Source organism: Nisaea denitrificans DSM 18348, from assembly GCF_000426505.1.
GTDB lineage: Bacteria > Pseudomonadota > Alphaproteobacteria > Thalassobaculales > Thalassobaculaceae > Nisaea > Nisaea denitrificans.
In genome coordinates this window covers 408,452-424,648 of record NZ_AUFM01000015.1, presented here as the reverse complement: position 1 = coordinate 424,648, position 16,197 = coordinate 408,452, and the positions used below count along the sequence as shown (strand labels likewise).

At 60.3% G+C, this 16,197-nt stretch carries 17 protein-coding genes; 9 read left to right on the top strand and 8 right to left on the bottom strand.

Features of this window, described 5'->3' with window-relative positions:
• Positions 1 to 42: 42 nt before the first annotated feature.
• From pstB to phoB, 3 genes are read left to right on the top strand one after another with little or no spacing between them, the layout of a single operon-like run.
• Complete coding sequence (gene pstB / locus K328_RS0112480; protein ID WP_245577532.1) at positions 43 to 789, top strand: phosphate ABC transporter ATP-binding protein PstB; 747 nt, start codon at positions 43 to 45, stop codon at positions 787 to 789.
• Between the two features lie 23 nt (positions 790 to 812).
• On the top strand, positions 813 to 1,529 hold the full coding sequence (phoU, locus tag K328_RS0112475) for a phosphate signaling complex protein PhoU (protein ID WP_028466259.1): 717 nt from the start codon (positions 813 to 815) through the stop codon (positions 1,527 to 1,529).
• 35 nt (positions 1,530 to 1,564) lie between these two features.
• Positions 1,565 to 2,263 carry a phosphate regulon transcriptional regulator PhoB gene (gene phoB, locus K328_RS0112470; RefSeq protein ID WP_416366266.1) on the top strand — a complete coding sequence of 233 codons (699 nt, stop codon included), beginning with the start codon at positions 1,565 to 1,567 and terminating at the stop codon, positions 2,261 to 2,263.
• A 24-nt stretch (positions 2,264 to 2,287) separates the two neighbouring features.
• Here phoB and K328_RS0112465 read toward each other — a convergent pair whose 3' ends face one another.
• Complete coding sequence (locus tag K328_RS0112465) at positions 2,288 to 3,625, bottom strand: AmpG family muropeptide MFS transporter (RefSeq protein ID WP_028466257.1); 1,338 nt, start codon at positions 3,623 to 3,625, stop codon at positions 2,288 to 2,290.
• The gene (locus K328_RS0112460) at positions 3,618 to 4,610 is read right to left on the bottom strand and encodes an adenosine kinase (RefSeq protein ID WP_028466256.1); all 993 of its coding nucleotides are present in this window, start codon (positions 4,608 to 4,610) and stop codon (positions 3,618 to 3,620) included. Before K328_RS0112460 ends, K328_RS0112465 begins: the two co-directional genes overlap by 8 nt.
• Before the next feature lie 234 nt (positions 4,611 to 4,844).
• Here K328_RS0112460 and K328_RS0112455 point away from each other — a divergent pair, with 234 nt between their 5' ends.
• The 3 genes from K328_RS0112455 (at position 4,845) to K328_RS0112445 (ending at position 6,710) form a co-directional block, all read left to right on the top strand.
• Complete coding sequence (locus tag K328_RS0112455; RefSeq protein WP_028466255.1) at positions 4,845 to 5,513, top strand: EI24 domain-containing protein; 669 nt, start codon at positions 4,845 to 4,847, stop codon at positions 5,511 to 5,513.
• Positions 5,514 to 5,770: 257 nt separating this feature from the next.
• Positions 5,771 to 6,217: a bactofilin family protein gene (locus K328_RS25845; RefSeq protein ID WP_169721207.1), complete on the top strand. Its 447-nt coding sequence runs from the start codon at positions 5,771 to 5,773 to the stop codon at positions 6,215 to 6,217.
• A 10-nt stretch (positions 6,218 to 6,227) separates the two neighbouring features.
• A complete protein-coding gene (locus tag K328_RS0112445) occupies positions 6,228 to 6,710 on the top strand; it encodes a hypothetical protein (protein ID WP_156901305.1) in 483 nt (160 codons plus the stop codon).
• Positions 6,711 to 6,716: 6 nt separating this feature from the next.
• Here the strand turns inward: K328_RS0112445 and nth are convergent, their stop codons facing one another.
• Entirely contained in the window at positions 6,717 to 7,358 is a 642-nt protein-coding gene (gene nth, locus K328_RS0112440; RefSeq protein WP_051284875.1) for an endonuclease III, read from the bottom strand.
• 156 nt (positions 7,359 to 7,514) lie between these two features.
• Between nth and K328_RS0112435 the strand changes: the two genes are divergently transcribed.
• Complete coding sequence (locus K328_RS0112435; protein WP_028466252.1) at positions 7,515 to 8,012, top strand: DUF2244 domain-containing protein; 498 nt, start codon at positions 7,515 to 7,517, stop codon at positions 8,010 to 8,012.
• A gap of 12 nt (positions 8,013 to 8,024) precedes the next feature.
• Here the strand turns inward: K328_RS0112435 and dapB are convergent, their stop codons facing one another.
• A complete protein-coding gene (gene dapB / locus K328_RS0112430) occupies positions 8,025 to 8,831 on the bottom strand; it encodes a 4-hydroxy-tetrahydrodipicolinate reductase (protein ID WP_028466251.1) in 807 nt (268 codons plus the stop codon).
• Between the two features lie 146 nt (positions 8,832 to 8,977).
• Between dapB and K328_RS0112425 the strand changes: the two genes are divergently transcribed.
• Positions 8,978 to 9,514 (top strand): PadR family transcriptional regulator, encoded by a 537-nt coding sequence (locus tag K328_RS0112425; RefSeq protein WP_028466250.1) that lies wholly within the window; start codon positions 8,978 to 8,980, stop codon positions 9,512 to 9,514.
• A gap of 473 nt (positions 9,515 to 9,987) precedes the next feature.
• On the opposite strand, the gene dnaJ is transcribed toward K328_RS0112425, so the two are convergent.
• On the bottom strand, positions 9,988 to 11,109 hold the full coding sequence (gene dnaJ, locus K328_RS0112420) for a molecular chaperone DnaJ (RefSeq protein ID WP_028466249.1): 1,122 nt from the start codon (positions 11,107 to 11,109) through the stop codon (positions 9,988 to 9,990).
• A 125-nt stretch (positions 11,110 to 11,234) separates the two neighbouring features.
• Positions 11,235 to 13,178 carry a molecular chaperone DnaK gene (gene dnaK / locus K328_RS0112415; protein ID WP_028466248.1) on the bottom strand — a complete coding sequence of 648 codons (1,944 nt, stop codon included), beginning with the start codon at positions 13,176 to 13,178 and terminating at the stop codon, positions 11,235 to 11,237.
• A gap of 178 nt (positions 13,179 to 13,356) precedes the next feature.
• On the opposite strand from dnaK, the gene K328_RS0112410 reads away from it, so the two are divergent.
• Entirely contained in the window at positions 13,357 to 14,244 is an 888-nt protein-coding gene (locus K328_RS0112410; protein WP_028466247.1) for a DUF1848 domain-containing protein, read from the top strand.
• 53 nt (positions 14,245 to 14,297) lie between these two features.
• Here K328_RS0112410 and grpE read toward each other — a convergent pair whose 3' ends face one another.
• Together grpE and hrcA are read right to left on the bottom strand one after the other, a co-directional pair.
• Positions 14,298 to 14,921 carry a nucleotide exchange factor GrpE gene (gene grpE, locus K328_RS0112405; RefSeq protein WP_028466246.1) on the bottom strand — a complete coding sequence of 208 codons (624 nt, stop codon included), beginning with the start codon at positions 14,919 to 14,921 and terminating at the stop codon, positions 14,298 to 14,300.
• A 119-nt stretch (positions 14,922 to 15,040) separates the two neighbouring features.
• Entirely contained in the window at positions 15,041 to 16,087 is a 1,047-nt protein-coding gene (gene hrcA, locus K328_RS0112400) for a heat-inducible transcriptional repressor HrcA (protein WP_028466245.1), read from the bottom strand.
• Positions 16,088 to 16,197 lie beyond the last annotated feature (110 nt).

Genomic DNA, 16,197 nt, shown 5'->3' with positions numbered 1-16,197 from the left:
TCCCCGGCCTCGAAAGCGACGCCCCCGAATGCGACACCAAAGATGAAGGGCGACAAGGTCAAGGTCTTCTACGGTGAGAAGCAGGCCCTGATGGATGTCGACCTGGACATTCAACCGAACGAAGTCACAGCGCTGATCGGACCGTCCGGCTGCGGCAAGTCCACTTTCCTGCGCTGCCTGAACCGGATGAACGACGTTATCGACATCTGCCGCGTCGAAGGCAAAATCACCCTCGATGACGAGGATATCTACGACTCCACGCTTGACCCGGTGCAGCTTCGGGCCCGCGTCGGTATGGTGTTCCAGAAACCGAACCCGTTCCCGAAATCGATCTACGACAATGTCGCCTATGGCCCGCGCATTCACGGCACAGCCCAGAGCAAGGCCGACATCGATGAGATCGTCGAGACCAGCCTGACCAAGGCCGGCCTCTTCGGGGAAGTCAAAGACCGCCTGCTGGAACCCGGCACAGGCCTTTCCGGCGGCCAGCAGCAGCGCCTCTGCATTGCCCGCGCCATCGCGGTCAATCCGGAAGTGATCCTGATGGACGAGCCCTGCTCGGCCCTCGATCCGATCGCCACGGCGAAGATCGAGGAGCTGATCGACGAGCTGCGGGAGAACTACACGATCGTCATCGTCACCCACTCCATGCAGCAGGCTGCACGGGTTTCCCAGCGCACCGCCTTCTTCCATCTGGGCGAGCTGGTCGAGGTCGGCGATACCGAGCAGATCTTCACCAACCCGAACGACTCCCGCACGCAAGGCTATATTACCGGCCGGTTCGGCTAAGAAAGACCACGGAAAATATCTCAATGGGTTCGAACAACGACCACATAGTCAGCTCTTTCGACGAGGATCTTGCAGCCCTCAAAGCCAAGATCGCCCAGATGGGCGGCCTTGTCGAAAGTCAATGCGAAGCAGCCGTCCGTGCCGTGCATCGGCGGGATCAGGCGCTCGCTCAGCGGGTGCGCGAAGCCGATGCTCCGATCGACCTTCTGGAGACAGAGGTCGAGGCCATGAGCCTCCGGCTGCTGGCGCTGCGCCAGCCGCTCGGGGGCGACCTTCGCACGGTCGTGGCCAGCCTGAAAATCGTCAGCGACCTTGAGCGCATCGGCGATTACGCCGCGAATATCGGCAAGCGGGCCATTGTATTGAGCAGCCTGCCAGAGATCCCGCCTGCCAATGGCATCGTGCGCATTGGCAGCCTGGTCCAGTCCCTGATCAAGGATGTGCTGGACGCCTACGCGGACGATAATCTTGATCTCGCGGTTGCCGCCTGGCACCGGGATGAGGATATCGACGAGCTCTACACCAGCCTGTTCCGAGAACTGCTAACCTACATGATGGAAGATCCGCGGAACATCTCCGCTTCCACCCATCTTCTGTTCATCGCGAAGAATCTGGAACGCATGGGCGATCACGCGACCAACATCGCTGAGACCGTGCATTTCCAGATCAAAGGCACGAAAATGCAGGCCGATCGCCCCAAGGGCGAGGACGCCAGCTATGTCGTGACGATGCCCGAATGAGCGTTCATATCGAGAGTTAGTGTCCTATGAACATGATGAGTCCCAAAATCCTGATCGTGGAGGACGAAGCCCCTATCGTCACTCTGCTGCGCTACAACCTTGAGCGGGAAGGGTTCGAAGTCCTCGAAGCCGGCGATGGTGAAGAAGCCATACTGCTGGCCATGGAGAAAACCCCCGATCTGATCCTGCTGGACTGGATGTTGCCGCTTCTCTCCGGTGTCGAGGTCTGCCGCAGACTGCGCCGGACGCCCGAGACCAAAGGCATACCGGTAATCATGCTGACAGCCCGTGGCGACGAAGGTGACCGTATCCGTGGCCTCAATGCCGGCGCGGACGATTACATCACCAAGCCTTTCAGCCCGAGCGAGCTGATCGCCCGCATCCGCGCCGTGCTGCGCCGGACACGCCCGGCGAGCGATGCCGAGACCCTGGAATTCGAAGATCTCGAAATGGATCTGGCATCCCACAAGGTGCGGCGGAACAACCGGGAGATTCATCTCGGCCCGACCGAATTCCGGCTGCTGCGCTATTTCCTGGAGCATCCGGGCCGGGTGTTCTCGCGAGAGCAATTGCTGGACCGGGTCTGGGGCCCCGACATCTATGTCGAGCCGCGCACCGTCGACGTGCATATCCGCCGTCTGCGCAAAGCCATCAATATCGAGGCCGAGTCCGACCTGATCCGCACGGTCCGCTCTGCCGGATACGCCCTCGACCGGTCGACCACCCCGGCCTGACCCGGTCCCAGGCCCTGTCGGCAACTAGCTTGCCTGCTTTCCGCCGGACACAGGCTCCGGCGGAAACATCCGCATCAGCACCAGCAGCAGGATCAGACCGGGCACGGCAATCGCCGTCGAGGCGAGGAAGAACCCGATCCAACCGATATGATCCGTCACCCATCCGCCGCCAGAGCTGAGGATGGTGCGCCCGAAAGCCATGAAGGACGAGAGCAGGGCGAACTGGGTTGCCGTAAAGGCGATGTTCGTCAGGCTCGAGAGATAGGCGACGAAAGCGGCCGTTCCCATGCCCCCGGTAAAGTTCTCAACCCCGATCGTCACCGTCAAAATCCAGAGATCGTGCCCCGCCACGGCCTGCCCCACGAACACCAGATTAGACACCGCCTGCAGAATTCCGCAGACCAGCAGCGCTTTCAGAAGCCCCATATGCTTGACCAGCGCGCCGCCTGCGAACAATCCCGCCAGCAGAGCGACCAGCCCGAAAACCTTGGTGACCTGGGCGATCTCGGTCTTTGTGAAACCGAGATCGATATAGAACGGGTTGGTCAGCGTGCCGAGGAAAGCATCCCCGAGCTTGTAAAACAGGATGAAGGCAAGGATCAGCAATGCGCCGCGCCGAAGCAGAAATTCCGAGAAGGGCGCCACGACGGCCCGCTTCGTCCAATCGAGAATTGCGCCCGGAGCTGGCTTTGCTTCGCGCGTCTCGGCTGCTTCGTCTTCCGCGCCGGACTTTGGCTCCGGGCTCGCGAGGACCGTGATCAAGCCAACCAGCATGAGGCCAGCCATCGCCAGATAAGCGATGAACCAACCGACAGCATCCGCCAGGAACAGCGCGCCGGCACCAGCGGCGAGGACGCCGATCCGGTATCCGAATGTATAAGCGGCCGCTCCAGCCCCCTGTTCTTCCTCAGGGAGCGTCTCGATCCGATAGGCGTCGACAACAATGTCCTGGCTGGCGGAAAAAAAGGTCACCGCAACTGCCATCGTCGCCATCAGTGCGGGACTGGCCAGAGGGTCAGTGCCGCCAAGCAGAGTGATCGACAGCATCAGGCAGAGCTGAGTGAAAATCAGCCAGCCACGGCGGCGGCCGAACAGGTGGCCCAGGATCGGCACCTTCAGACTGTCCATCACCGGCGCCCAGATGAATTTCAGCGTGTAGGGCGTCCCGACCAGAGCGAACAGGCCGATGGTGGTCAGATCCACACCGGACTCACGCATCCATGCGCTGAGCGTGGAGAAGGACAGAAGCAGCGGCAATCCGCTGGAAAACCCGAGAAGCAAAACCACCAGGACGCGGCGCTTCAGATAAAGCGCCGCCGTCTCCACCAGCCAACCCCGGGCGCCGGACAAGGTCTCAGCCAAGCCGCGCGGCCAGAAGGTCTTTCAGATTGGCTTCCGGCCGGGCGCCGTAGTGCGAGATGATCTCGGCCGCGGCAACACCGCCTGCCCGTCCCCAGTCAGCCGGCTCCATACCCTGGCAATAGGCGTGCAGGAAACCTGCGGCGAAAAGATCGCCCGCGCCGGTCGTGTCCACCACCGTGGCCACCGGCTCGGCATCAATCACATGGACTTCCGATTTGTGCAGAACGACGGAGCCTTTCGGCCCCCGCGTGATCGCAGCCGTCTCGCAATTCTCTCGGACTTTCTGCAATGCTTCATCGAAATCCGTCGTCTGATAGAGAGATTTCAGCTCATCCTCGTTGGCGAACAGAATATCGACATGGTGATCGACCAGCTCGAGGAAGGCATCACGATGACGGTCGACACAGAACGGATCGGAGAGGGTGAGCGAAACCTTGCCCCCGGTCTCGTGCGCGGTCCGGGCCGCCTTCACGAAGGCCTTCTTGGCTTCCGGCGGATCGAACAGATAGCCTTCCAGATACACCACGCGGCTGTCCGCGATCAGGTCCGGATCGACATCCTCCGGGCCGAGCTGCACGCAAGCGCCAAGGAAGGTGTTCATGCTGCGCTGGGCATCCGGAGTCACCATGATGAGGGATCGGGCGGTTGGCGGCCCGTCCAGGGTCGGCGCTGTGTCGAAGCGCACGCCGACGGCGGTGATGTCATGCCGGAAGACCTTGCCGAGCGTATCGTCCTGTACCTTGCCGATATAACCGGCCTTGCCGCCAAGGGACGCAAGACCTGCGGCCGTGTTGCCGGCAGACCCACCCGACATTTCCATGCCGGGACCCATCTTGCTGTAGAGCAGCTCGGCGCGCTCGGCATCAATCAGGTTCATCGCCCCCTTTTCGATGCCGTTCTCGGAGAGAAATACATCGGTGGCTTGGGCGAAAACGTCGACGATCGCGTTGCCGATACAGGTGACATCGATGGGTTTGGCTGCCATGCGGACCAGGCTCCCGAAAACAGGGCGAAAAAAGGTTGGCGGACCGGATGTCCGCTCAATGCGGCGACAAGGTACTGGAGCAGAGACAGCAAGGAAAGGCTGCTATCACCGAATGGCGCCACGGCTCTTGCGCGGACAGGGTTCCTATGCTTTTTCGGTCGAAATGCATTGGACCGCACGGCTTCCGGCCCCAATTGATCCGGTGACAACGCCAGAAAGAAGAAGAGATCGACTATGTTTTCAGCCTTGTCCGCCACCATCGGTCAGCTGACGGATCCCCGGCTCCGCAATCCGATCATCATCAGTGTCGTCGGATCGATCACGGCAATCCTGTTGCTCGGGGCGACGGTCTGGTACGTCCTCGACTGGTTTTCGTTCTTCGGCGGCTGGCTGGATGACGCGGCGGCCTGGGTCGCCAGCCTGATCGTGGTGATCCTGGGCGTTCTCTTTTTCCCAGGCGCCGCGAACATAATTTCCGGGCTGTTTCTGGATTCAGTCTGTAAGGCAGTGGAAGCGCGGCATTATCCGGCACTCGGTCCCGCGCGCCCTCAGCCTTTCATCGAAACCGTTCTGGAAAGTCTGAAGTTTCTCGGTATTACTGTACTTGTTAACGTTCTGCTTCTACCGATCTATCTGCTCGTCCCCGGGCTTAACCTGGTCGTTTTCTATGGCGCGAACGGCTATCTTCTGGGGCGGGAATTCTTCGAAATGGTTGCCATGAGGCGGCTGACTCCCGCAGAAACCAAGGAACTGCGGAAGCGTAAGGCAGGGTCGGTTTTTGTCAGTGGCGTGCTGATCGCCGCGGTCATGACCATCCCGATCGTGAACTTCGCCGGTCCGGTCATTGCGACGGCTTTTATGCTACATCGTTTCGAGCGCTTGCGGAGCGACATGAAGAAATGATAATAAGTCCTTGAGTATTAAGGTCGATGGCCACGGTCTCTTCTGCAATTATATGAGTTGACGATCTGATGTTTCGGCGTAAAAAATCCGGTACGGACACCACCGAGCGCACAAGCCCGTCATTCGGCACCGGCGCGACAGACGGACAGCAGACCTCCGGATCCCAGGACCGGAAATCTCCCACGGAGGCGCGCTTGGACCCGGCGGCGCCTGTCTCCGAAGCGGTCACAACCAGAAAACCGGACGAGGAGTCCAGAATGCAACCGAGCAAGCCATCCTCATCGGGATTTGTACCGGAAATCCCGCGCCGGACTCTCGATCTTCCGGGCTCATCGAGCCGGCGCGGTGGCGCGCCCCGCTCCGAGAGCAAGAAGCTTACGGTCGGCCCAGAGATCTCCCTGACCGGTGAGATCACGGCCTGCGACAGCCTCGTTGTCGAGGGCACCGTTGACGCGACCCTGGAAAACAGCCGCCATCTCGAAGTCACCGAATCCGGCCACTTCAAGGGCAAGGTGGTGATAGACGAAGCCATCATCGGGGGGCGCTTCGAAGGCACCCTGGTGGTTCGGCAAACCCTGCATGTTCGGAGTACCGGTCGGGTTACCGGGTCTGTGCGCTTCGGCCAGCTCGAGGTCGAACTCGGCGGTCAGATCGACGGCGATATCTCGGTTTTCAAAGACGAGCCTGTGAACACGCCGGAATAGGTTGATTCCGGTGCGTTCTCTTCTCCTTCTCCTGATTGCTGTCAGCCTGTCGAGTTGCGGCGGAGCCGTCCAGAAAACGGCAAGCACCGGACGCGTTCAGCAGCCGATCTCTGCCGAGAAATCTGCGGCCGCCGCTACGAAACAGGCCGAGCCGGGAGACTCCGCTTCGGTCGCCAGCCTGCCCGCGCCGGCGAGTCCGCGCGCACCGGCTTTCAGTGAAGAAGAGCGCGACCCAAGCAGATTGCTCGATCTCGGGCAGCACGACCTTTCGAGCATCCTCGGCAAACCCGCCTTCATCCGGCGCGATATGTCCGCCGTGGTTTGGCAGTACCGCACGGATGTCTGTGTGCTTGATCTGTTTCTCTATGAACTCGATCAAGACCTCGCCGTGACCTATTACGAGTTCCGCCCGCGACGCGATGGGGCACTTGTGCGGGACGAATGCTTTGTCAACTTACTGCAGCGCGGCATCTCGCGTGCGGCACAGAGTTAATCCGGCTCAGGCAGGCTCCAGCGTCTTATCTTTGAAGTTGCACAGATCGGAAACCGGGCAAACCGGGCAGACGGGCTTGCGCGCCTTGCAGATGTAGCGACCGTGCAGGATCAGCCAGTGATGCGCATGAAGCATCCATTTCGCCGGAATGCGTTTTTCCAGAGCCAGCTCCACCGCAAGCGGCGTCTTCCCGCTCGCCATCCCGGTCCGGTTGGCAACGCGGAAAAGATGGGTGTCGACAGCGATGGTTGGCTGACCAAACGCCATGTTCAGCACCACATTCGCTGTCTTCCGGCCTACCCCCGGCAGTTTCTCCAGCTCCTCCCGATCCTGCGGCACGATACTGTCATGCTCCCGGATCAGAATTTCCGAAAGCGCGATGACATTCTTGGCCTTTGAATTGAAGAGACCGATGGTCTTGATGTAGTCGCGCACCCGCTCAAGGCCCAGCGCGACCATCTTCTCGGGAGTATCCGCGACCTCGAACAATGGCCCCGTCGCCTTGTTGACGCCGACATCGGTGGCCTGCGCGGAGAGCACAACGGCAACCAGCAAGGTATAGGGATTGACGTAATTGAGCTCGCCTTTCGGCTCCGGCTCGCGATCGCTCAGGCGCTGAAAAAAACTGTCCACCGCCGCGTTCGTCATCCGTTTCGCCATAACACTACACTCTCTCGCCTACTTCCGGACGCTTGCTTCCGGCGGTTGCTCCGGACACGCCCTGTTTTCAGGTTGCCTTTACCCTGCACCGATCACAAGTTAGGGCCTTGATGAATCACGATGCAACAGTCCGGACGGCTGGCAGTGACACGAGTTGAGCACAGCAATGGCCCCGCTCTTGATGGCGCACTCTTCGATGCGGTTCTCTACCCGCACCGGAGCCTGTCACCGGCCGGCTTCCTTATCCTGATGACAGCCATCTCCTGCTGCAGCATTGCCCTTGGCGCTGTGTTCTGGATCGCCGGTGCCTGGCCTGTCGTTGGATTTTTCGGGCTCGACGTGTTGCTGATCTATGTTGCTTTCCGACTGAGTTACCGCGACGCGAGGCGGTACGAAATTATCCGACTCACCCGCACCGAGTTGACGATCGAGCGTTTCGTGCGCGGGCGCCAGGTTATGCAGAAGCAACTTCAGCCATACTGGCTGAACGTCCGCGTCGAGGAAGAGCGCACGGGGCCGGACCGGCTGATGTTGCGCAGCCACGGGCAAGCACTCGAGATAGGCGCCTTCCTCTCTCCCCCCGAAAAGCAGGATTTCGCCGTCAATCTCACCGACGCCCTGGCGAAAGTGCGGTCCGCCTGACGCGCTTTTGCGTCAGATTCCGAGCACGTCCGTCATGGAATAGAACCCAGGCTTGCGTCCGGCGGCCCAGATACCCGCACGCACGGCCCCAGCCGCAAAAATATCCCGGCTTGCAGCCTTGTGCGTAAGCTCGATCCGCTCGTTCGGGCCGGCGAAGATCACCGTGTGCTCACCAACCACGTCGCCGCCACGCAGGGTGGCAAAGCCGATCTGGCCCTCTTCACGCGCGCCCGTGATGCCTTCCCGTGACAGCACCCCTTTCTCGTCGAACGAAACGCCCCGACCGGCCGCGGCGGCCTTGCCGAGGCCGAGTGCCGTCCCCGATGGGGCATCAATCTTCCGCTTGTGATGCATCTCTACTATTTCGATATCGTAACTATCGTCCAGAGCAGCCGCGACCTTCTTCACCAGGTCGAACAGCAGGTTAACCCCAAGGCTCATGTTCGGCGCATAGACCAGCGGGATGGTTTTAGCCGCCTCGGCAAGATCCGCTTCCTGCTGCGACGTCAGGCCGGTTGTGCCCGCAACGAACGCCGTGCCGCATTCTGCCGCGATCCGGGCATGCGCGACGGTCACCTCGGGAAGCGTGAAATCGATCACCACATCAGATGCAGAAATGACTGAACGTGGGTCCGAGACAGTTTTGACCATCTCGCCGTGCAACTGACAAAGTGTTGCGATTTCAATGCCTTCTTCAGCACTACCCTGGAGAACAGTGCCGCCGGAGATCACCGCTTTTGGGTGCTCATGGACCTGTTTGGCAATCATCCGGCCCATAAAACCGGCGACCCCCATGATTCCGATCTTTGTCGTGCCCATCGACGCTCTCCTGAATGGTCAGCCACTGCTCCTGATGGTCCTAACCTGCTTTCCCGCACCTGTCGAGCCTGCTTGTTCTCCCCTCGGGCTCAACGCAACATAAGGCTCGCTTTTCCGTTTTCTTCCTGATATATCGAGCTGAAATCATGTTTGAAATCAGTGATATTATCCTTGGTGCCTTGTCGAAGAGCCCTGCGAACGGCTATCAGGTCCGTCGCCGGATCAATAGCGATTTTGCCCATTTTCAGTCAGTCAGCACAGGTAGTCTCTACCCGGCATTGAGCAAGCTGAAGGCGCGCGGCGCCATTACCGAGACTGGATCGGCAAATGGGTCCCTCGACAGCCGCACATTCGCCATTACCGACCTCGGACGTACTATGTTACGTCAAAAGGTGCAGGAAGCAGGAGCGGGTGAGCGACTGAGGTCCGATTTCCTGGCCGCTGTCTATTTCTCCGAAAGCGCCGGTCCGGAAGAAACCGTACGCCTCATCGAGGAGAGGGCCGGGGCCCTCAACCAGGAGATCCGGGCACTTCTGGCCTTACCCCTTCAATCCATGACTAATACCGAACGCTTCACAGTGCGCTACGCCCTGGCGGTGCGTCGCGCAGGGCTGGAGTTCCTTCGCCACGAGGGTCGTGCCATCGCAACGGCGATCGACATAGAATCCAGAAACAACAGATAGTTAGAAGTAAATAGTACCGGGAATACCGGGGGCATCCCCTGTTTTTTATAGTATGGCAAACTACCATTTTAGAGCGAGGCCCTACGAAAAACGCCGCCCCATTGGGCCGGTGTTCAAGCGCTCAGAATGCTCTCGTGGCGGTAAAGTCAGTCCCTGAGATCGTCCCAGAAGCTCCGCGAACCGGACAACGTGGCCGGCTGATTGCGGGCTGGTCTTCTCGCTCTGCCCGTCGGCACAGTCCTCGAGGATCTCCTGCTGGCACTTATCCAGATTGATCCGAGTTTCAACAATCACGCCGGCCTATTGATCGGCCAGGCCCGAGCTGCGGGGTCCGTTCATTGGTGAAGAACGGCTGCCCGCCCCCCTTTGCCCTGATCGCAATAACTCGAACAGCTGACAGCATCGTGGCCATACGAAAAACGCCGGCCCATTGGACCGGCGTTCACACGCTCGAAGTGCTCTGTGAGATAAAATCAGTCCCTGAGATCGTCCCAGAGTTCCTTCACCCGATCAAAGAAGCCAGCTGATTGCGGGCTGGTCTTCTCGTTCTGACCGGCGGCAAATTCCTCGAGAAGCTCCTGCTGGCGCTTATTGAGGTTAACCGGAGTCTCGACAATCACTTCGACATATTGATCGCCCCGGGCCGGGCTGCGGAGCACGGACATGCCTTTGCCCTTCAGCCTGAACTGTTTGCCGCTCTGGGTTCCAGCACCGACGGTGATACGGGCACGCCCGCCTTCGATCGTCGGGACCTCGATCTGGCCGCCAAGTGCGGCTGTGGTCATCGGCAATGGAACGCGGCAGTAGATATCCGCTCCCTCACGCTGAAAGATCGGATGGTCAGCGATTGCGAGAAACAGGTAGAGATCGCCTGGCGTCGTGCCACGTGGACCGGCCTCGCCCTCTCCGCTCAAGCGAATACGCGTGCCGTCCTCAACACCCGCCGGAATATTGACCGACAGGGTCTTTTCCTTCTGAACCCGGCCATTGCCGCCACAGCTCTTGCACGGCTTCTCAATCCGCGTGCCATTACCTCCGCAATGGGGGCAGGTCCGCTCGATAGTGAAAAAACCCTGCTGGGCCCGCACCTTGCCGTGACCGTGACAGGTCGTACAGGTGACAGGTTCGCTGCCTTTTTCCGCACCGGAACCATTGCACTCGTCGCACTGGACGGAGCTGGGAATATGGATCTCGGTCTGCTTGCCCTTGAAGGCCTCTTCGAGGCTGATGGCCATATTGTAGCGCAGGTCAGAGCCACGCCGACCGCCGCCACCGCGACGGCCACCCATGAAATCTCCGAACATCTCGTCGAAGATATCGGCAAAGCCGCCGAACCCGGCACCGCCAGCACCGCCGCCGCCCATACCACCTTCGAAGGCATCGTGCCCGAAGCGGTCATATGCTGCCCGCTTCTGCTCGTCTTTCAGGACGTCATAGGCCTCGTTCAACTCCTTGAACTTGGCTTCGGCGTCGGGATTATCGGGGTTTCTATCCGGGTGGTACTGCATCGCCAGCTTGCGGTATACGGATTTCATTTCCGCATCCGAAGCGCCGCGTTCGACCCCCAGAACTTCGTAATAATCTCTTTTAGCCATAGCGCGTCATTGTCCCCGCAACGGTGTCGGCAGTCCGGCAAATCTATCTGCCGTTTGCCGTTCCTGGTCGGAAACGGGCGAAGTATGCCGCAGTATCATCGGCTCCTTCGCCCGGACCGTTGGGATCAGGCGGACTTGTTGTCGCGGTTCTGATCGTCGACTTCTTCGAAGTCCGCGTCGACGACATCGTCGCTCGCCGCAGAACCGTCATCGCCACCGGCACTCTCACCAGCATCACCGGCAGCCGCGTCGGGGCCGGCTTCCTGCGAGGCCTTGTACATCGCCTCGCCGAGCTTCATCGACGCCTGCTGGAGTGCATCCATCTTGGCTTTGATGTCGGCGACGTCGTCACCTTCCATGGCTGTCTTCAAGGCAGCCATTTGCTCGTCGATCTCGCGGCGGTCTTCCTCGGAGATCTTGTCGCCGTGATCGGCGAGCATCTTCTCCGTGCCGTGGATCGCACTATCGGCCTGGTTCTTCACCTCGACACTCTCGCGCCGGGCCTTGTCGCTTTCGGAATTGGCTTCAGCTTCCTGAACCATCCGTTCGATATCGTCATCGGTCAGACCACCGGAGGCCTGGATGCGGATCTGCTGCTCCTTGCCGGTCGCCTTGTCCTTGGCGGACACGTTGACGATACCGTTGGCATCGATGTCGAAGGTCACCTCGATCTGAGGAATGCCGCGCGGAGCGCCCGGGATGCCCACCAGATCGAACTGGCCGAGGACCTTGTTGTCCGCCGCCATCTCGCGCTCACCCTGGAATACCCGGATGGTAACCGCGGTCTGATTATCTTCAGCGGTAGAGAAGGTCTGGCTCTTCTTCGTCGGGATCGTTGTGTTGCGATCGATCAGACGGGTGAAGACACCGCCCAAGGTCTCGATGCCGAGCGACAGCGGGGTCACGTCGAGCAGCAGGACGTCCTTGACGTCGCCCTTAAGCACGCCGGCCTGGATCGCCGCGCCGAGCGCCACGACTTCGTCCGGGTTCACGCCGCGATGCGGCTCACGGCCAAAGAAGCTCTTCACCGTCTCCGCGATCTTCGGCATGCGGGTCATACCGCCGACCAGGATCACTTCGTCGATCTCGCCGGCGCTGACGCCCGCATCCTTGAGAGCCGCCTTGCACGGATCGACCGTACGCTGCACCAGATCGTCCACAAGCGCTTCGAGCTTTGCCCGGGTCAGCTTGATGTTCAGGTGCTTCGGACCGCTCTGATCCGCAGTAACGAAAGGCAGGTTAATTTCCGTCTGCATCGAGCTGGAGAGCTCGATCTTGGCCTTTTCACCAGCTTCCTTCAGACGCTGCAGCGCAAGCTTGTCCTGGCGCAGGTCAATGCCGTTCTCTTTCTTGAACTCGTCGGCGAGATAATCGATGACCCGCTGGTCAAAGTCTTCACCGCCGAGGAAGGTGTCGCCGTTGGTCGACTTCACCTCGAACACGCCATCGCCGATTTCCAGGATGGAAACGTCGAAGGTACCGCCACCAAGGTCATAAACCGCGATGATGCCGGTGTTCTTCTTGTCGAGGCCATAGGCCAGCGCGGCTGCCGTCGGCTCGTTGATGATGCGCAGGACTTCAAGGCCCGCGATCTTGCCGGCGTCTTTGGTCGCCTGACGCTGGGCATCGTTGAAGTAGGCAGGCACCGTGATCACGGCTTGGTCGACCGTATCGCCCAGATAAGCTTCCGCGTCTTCCTTCAGCTTACGAAGGGTGAAGCTGGAAACCTGGCTCGGGCTGTACTTCTCGCCACGGCTCTGGACCCAGGCATCGCCGTTCTCGCCAGCGACAACCTCGTAGGGAACGAGATCGTTGAAGCGTTTGGAGGCCTTGTCGTCGAACCGGCGGCCAATCAGGCGCTTGATCGCGAACAGGGTGTTTTCCGGGTTGGTCACTGCCTGTCGCTTCGCAGCCTGACCGACGAGCCGTTCGCCGCTTTCAGCGAAGGCAACCATCGACGGCGTGGTGCGCGCGCCTTCAGCGTTTTCAATGACTTTCGCGTCCTTGCCGTCCATGAACGCGATACAGGAGTTCGTGGTCCCGAGGTCGATACCGATTACTTTGCTCATGTTTTCCTCATCCTTCAGCAAACGCCAGCGGCCTTATGAAAGCGCCGCATCCGTTCCCGATTGGTGTGTTTGGCAACCCGCTATATAGGCGGGGTCTGGCCGCGCTGCAACCAAGTGGGATAGGATTTCGCATCAGAATGTGGATGAAACCCATCATTTTTCGAGAATCTGCGCCCGGATGATCATTTCAGCAAGCTACCGGACCGATATCCCTGCCTTTTACAGTGACTGGCTGCGGGCCCGGCTCGATGCCGGATATGCAGTCGTGCCCAATCCTCATGGAGGCAAGCCGTCACGGGTCGCCCTGACGGGAAAGGATGTCGACGGGTTTGTATTCTGGACCAGAAATGCCCGGCCCGCGCGCGACATTTTTGGCTGGCTTGCCAGGAACGGCGTGCCTTTCGTGGTGCAATATACTGTGACGGGGTACCCCACCGCGCTTGAAACCAGTGTACCCCCGGTAACAACGGCGCTCGACGATATCAGAGCGCTGGCGGACCGGTTTGGGCCGCGCGCTGTAGTCTGGCGCTATGATCCGGTGTTCTGGTCCAGCCTGACGCCTGCCGATTTTCATCGCGAGAATTTTGCCGCGCTTGCCGCCACGCTGCGCGGCTCCGTCGACGAGGTCACGCTCTCGGCCGCGCATATCTATCGCAAGACCCGCCGGAACACGGATGACAGTGCCGAACGCGCAGGTTTCACATGGTGGGATCCGGCGGAGGACGAGAAGATCGCATTGCTGGGTGATCTTGCCGCTCTTGCGGCTGACGTCGGCATGACAGCAACGCTCTGCTCCCAGCCGGCCCTGCTCACCGATGGCCTGAAGCCCGCAAGATGCATCGACGCGGAGCGTCTGGCGGATATTGCGGGACAGCCGTTCAAGTCCCGCCAGAAAGGCAACCGCCCGGGCTGCCTCTGTGCGGAATCCCGCGATATCGGGGGCTATGACAGTTGCCCGCACGGCTGCGTCTATTGTTATGCGGTCGGAAACCGGCAGCGGGCAAAGGACGCTCTGAAGCGCCACGACCCCGCCGGAGAGACTTTGCTTCCGGCGCAGGTCGGCTAGGCCCCAATTCTGGAATCAGGCCCCAGCTCTGTGGTCAGGCCTGCAATCTGAAGTCAGGCCGTTGTGTCGACATGTTCCTTTTGCGCCTCGGGGCTCTTCGAGACCCCGACCATCGCGGCACGTAACAACCGGTCCTGCAGCACGTAACCCGGCTGCATTACCTGAACCACGGTGCCCGGCTCACTGTTCGCATCCGGAACCTCGAACATCGCCTGATGCAGGTTGTAGTCGAACTTCTCGCCCATCGGGTCGATCTTGCGGATGCCGTGCTTCTCGAACGCACCGAGCATTTCCTTCTCGGTCATCTCGACGCCGATCACCAGGTTCTTCAGCGTGATATCCAGCTCGTCCCGGTCTTCCGGAGCTGATTCAACGGCGCGGCGGAGATTGTCGGAAGCACTGAGCAGGTCACGCGCGAAATCAGTAATGGCGAATTTGCGCGCATGGGCGATGTCACGCTCCGCCCGCTTCCGCGTGTTTTCGAGCTCGGCCAGAGTCCGCATCAGCTGGTCTTTCAGCTGCTGAGCCTCACTATCCTCATCGGAATCCGCATCCGCTTCCTGTGGCGCTTCACCGCCTGTCAGGGCGTCCATGTCGATGATGCCGTCATCCGGATTGACCAGCGGCTCCGCGTCCTGATTGGCGTGCTGCTCTGTTTTCTTGTCGTCTTCGGCCATAATCCCGGCTCTTTCTCGTCTGTAGATCCTGAAAGTCAGGCCCAAATGTGGGCGACCGGAACGGGAAATCAATCATTCCGGGCCTGCAGAGCCTGCTTTACCCCGGCTGGGCCCTGCAATCAACCGATGACACGACCGATCAGCCGGGCCGTATAATCGACCATGGGAATGATGCGGGCGTAATTCATCCTAGTCGGACCGATCACACCGATGGCGCCGACTACCCGTTTCTTCGTATCCCGGTAGGGCGAGAGGATCATCGAGCAGCCTGTGTGATCGAATAGCTGGTTCTCGGCGCCGATGAAAATCTGCACCCCATCGGCATCCCCGGTCGCCTGCAGCAGCCGCAACATGCCCTGCTTTTGCTCAAGCTGATCAAACAGAAGCCGGATCCGCTCCAGATCCTCGACCGCATTCACATCGTCGAGCAACTTGGATTGGCCGCGCACGATCAGCGATCCGCTATCAGGTCCACCACCGGCAAGCAGGGCAAGGCCATTTTCGACCACCCGCGCCGTCAACTCATCCAGCTCGCTCCGGCGCTGCTCCATCTCCGCCTTGATATCCTTGAGCGCCTGATCAATCGAGGCGCCGTGGAAGCGGGTGTTCAGAAAATTCGTTGCCTGAACCAGAACCGATGCCGGCACTTCAGGCGGCAGCTCGATCACCCGGTTTTCTACCAGGCCAAGCTCATTCACCAGCACCACCAGCGCCCGGCCGGCCGTCAGCGGCACGAATTCGATATGGCGCAGGGACGGGTCAGATTTCGGGGAAATCACCAGCCCGGCGCAGGCCGAGAGGCCGGCAAGCGCGCTGGTTGCTTCCTCAAGGACTTCATCGTAGCCGCGTCCGGTGGCGCCGAGCATGGAATCGATCGTTCCGCGCTCGCTCTCGGTGAGATCACCGCCAATTTCAAGCAACCCGTCGACCACGATCCGTAGACCACGATCCGTCGGCAGCCGCCCGGCAGACGTATGAGGGGCATAGAGCAGGCCGGCTTCTTCGAGGTCCGCCATCACGTTGCGGATAGTCGCCGGGGAAAGCACGTCGCCAATACGCCGGGAAATGGTGCGCGAGCCTATCGGCTCGCCGGTCTCGACATATGTATCGACAATGTGCTGCAGAATTTCCCGCGAACGGGCGTTGAGTGCACCGATACCTGACATATGTTCCATGACCGGAATCTAGGGAGCGCCCCCCTGCCCGTCAATGCGACAGAATGCATGGCACCCCCTTTCCCGCATCCGGGCCCGTGCCAAGCCCCGTGCCAAGCAAA

Coding starts and splice junctions, on each gene's coding strand:
- phoB (WP_416366266.1), top strand. CDS start 1,565: ATGAGTCCCAAAATCCTGATCGTGGAGGACGAAGCCCCTATCGTCACT.
- K328_RS0112425 (WP_028466250.1), top strand. CDS start 8,978: ATGTTTGAAATCAGTGATATTATCCTTGGTGCCTTGTCGAAGAGCCCT.
- hrcA (WP_028466245.1), bottom strand. CDS start 16,087: ATGTCAGGTATCGGTGCACTCAACGCCCGTTCGCGGGAAATTCTGCAG.
- dnaK (WP_028466248.1), bottom strand. CDS start 13,178: ATGAGCAAAGTAATCGGTATCGACCTCGGGACCACGAACTCCTGTATC.
- nth (WP_051284875.1), bottom strand. CDS start 7,358: ATGACGAACGCGGCGGTGGACAGTTTTTTTCAGCGCCTGAGCGATCGC.
- pstB (WP_245577532.1), top strand. CDS start 43: ATGAAGGGCGACAAGGTCAAGGTCTTCTACGGTGAGAAGCAGGCCCTG.
- K328_RS0112455 (WP_028466255.1), top strand. CDS start 4,845: ATGTTTTCAGCCTTGTCCGCCACCATCGGTCAGCTGACGGATCCCCGG.
- grpE (WP_028466246.1), bottom strand. CDS start 14,921: ATGGCCGAAGACGACAAGAAAACAGAGCAGCACGCCAATCAGGACGCG.
- K328_RS0112410 (WP_028466247.1), top strand. CDS start 13,357: ATGATCATTTCAGCAAGCTACCGGACCGATATCCCTGCCTTTTACAGT.
- K328_RS25845 (WP_169721207.1), top strand. CDS start 5,771: ATGCAACCGAGCAAGCCATCCTCATCGGGATTTGTACCGGAAATCCCG.
- dnaJ (WP_028466249.1), bottom strand. CDS start 11,109: ATGGCTAAAAGAGATTATTACGAAGTTCTGGGGGTCGAACGCGGCGCT.
- dapB (WP_028466251.1), bottom strand. CDS start 8,831: ATGGGCACGACAAAGATCGGAATCATGGGGGTCGCCGGTTTTATGGGC.
- phoU (WP_028466259.1), top strand. CDS start 813: ATGGGTTCGAACAACGACCACATAGTCAGCTCTTTCGACGAGGATCTT.
- K328_RS0112460 (WP_028466256.1), bottom strand. CDS start 4,610: ATGGCAGCCAAACCCATCGATGTCACCTGTATCGGCAACGCGATCGTC.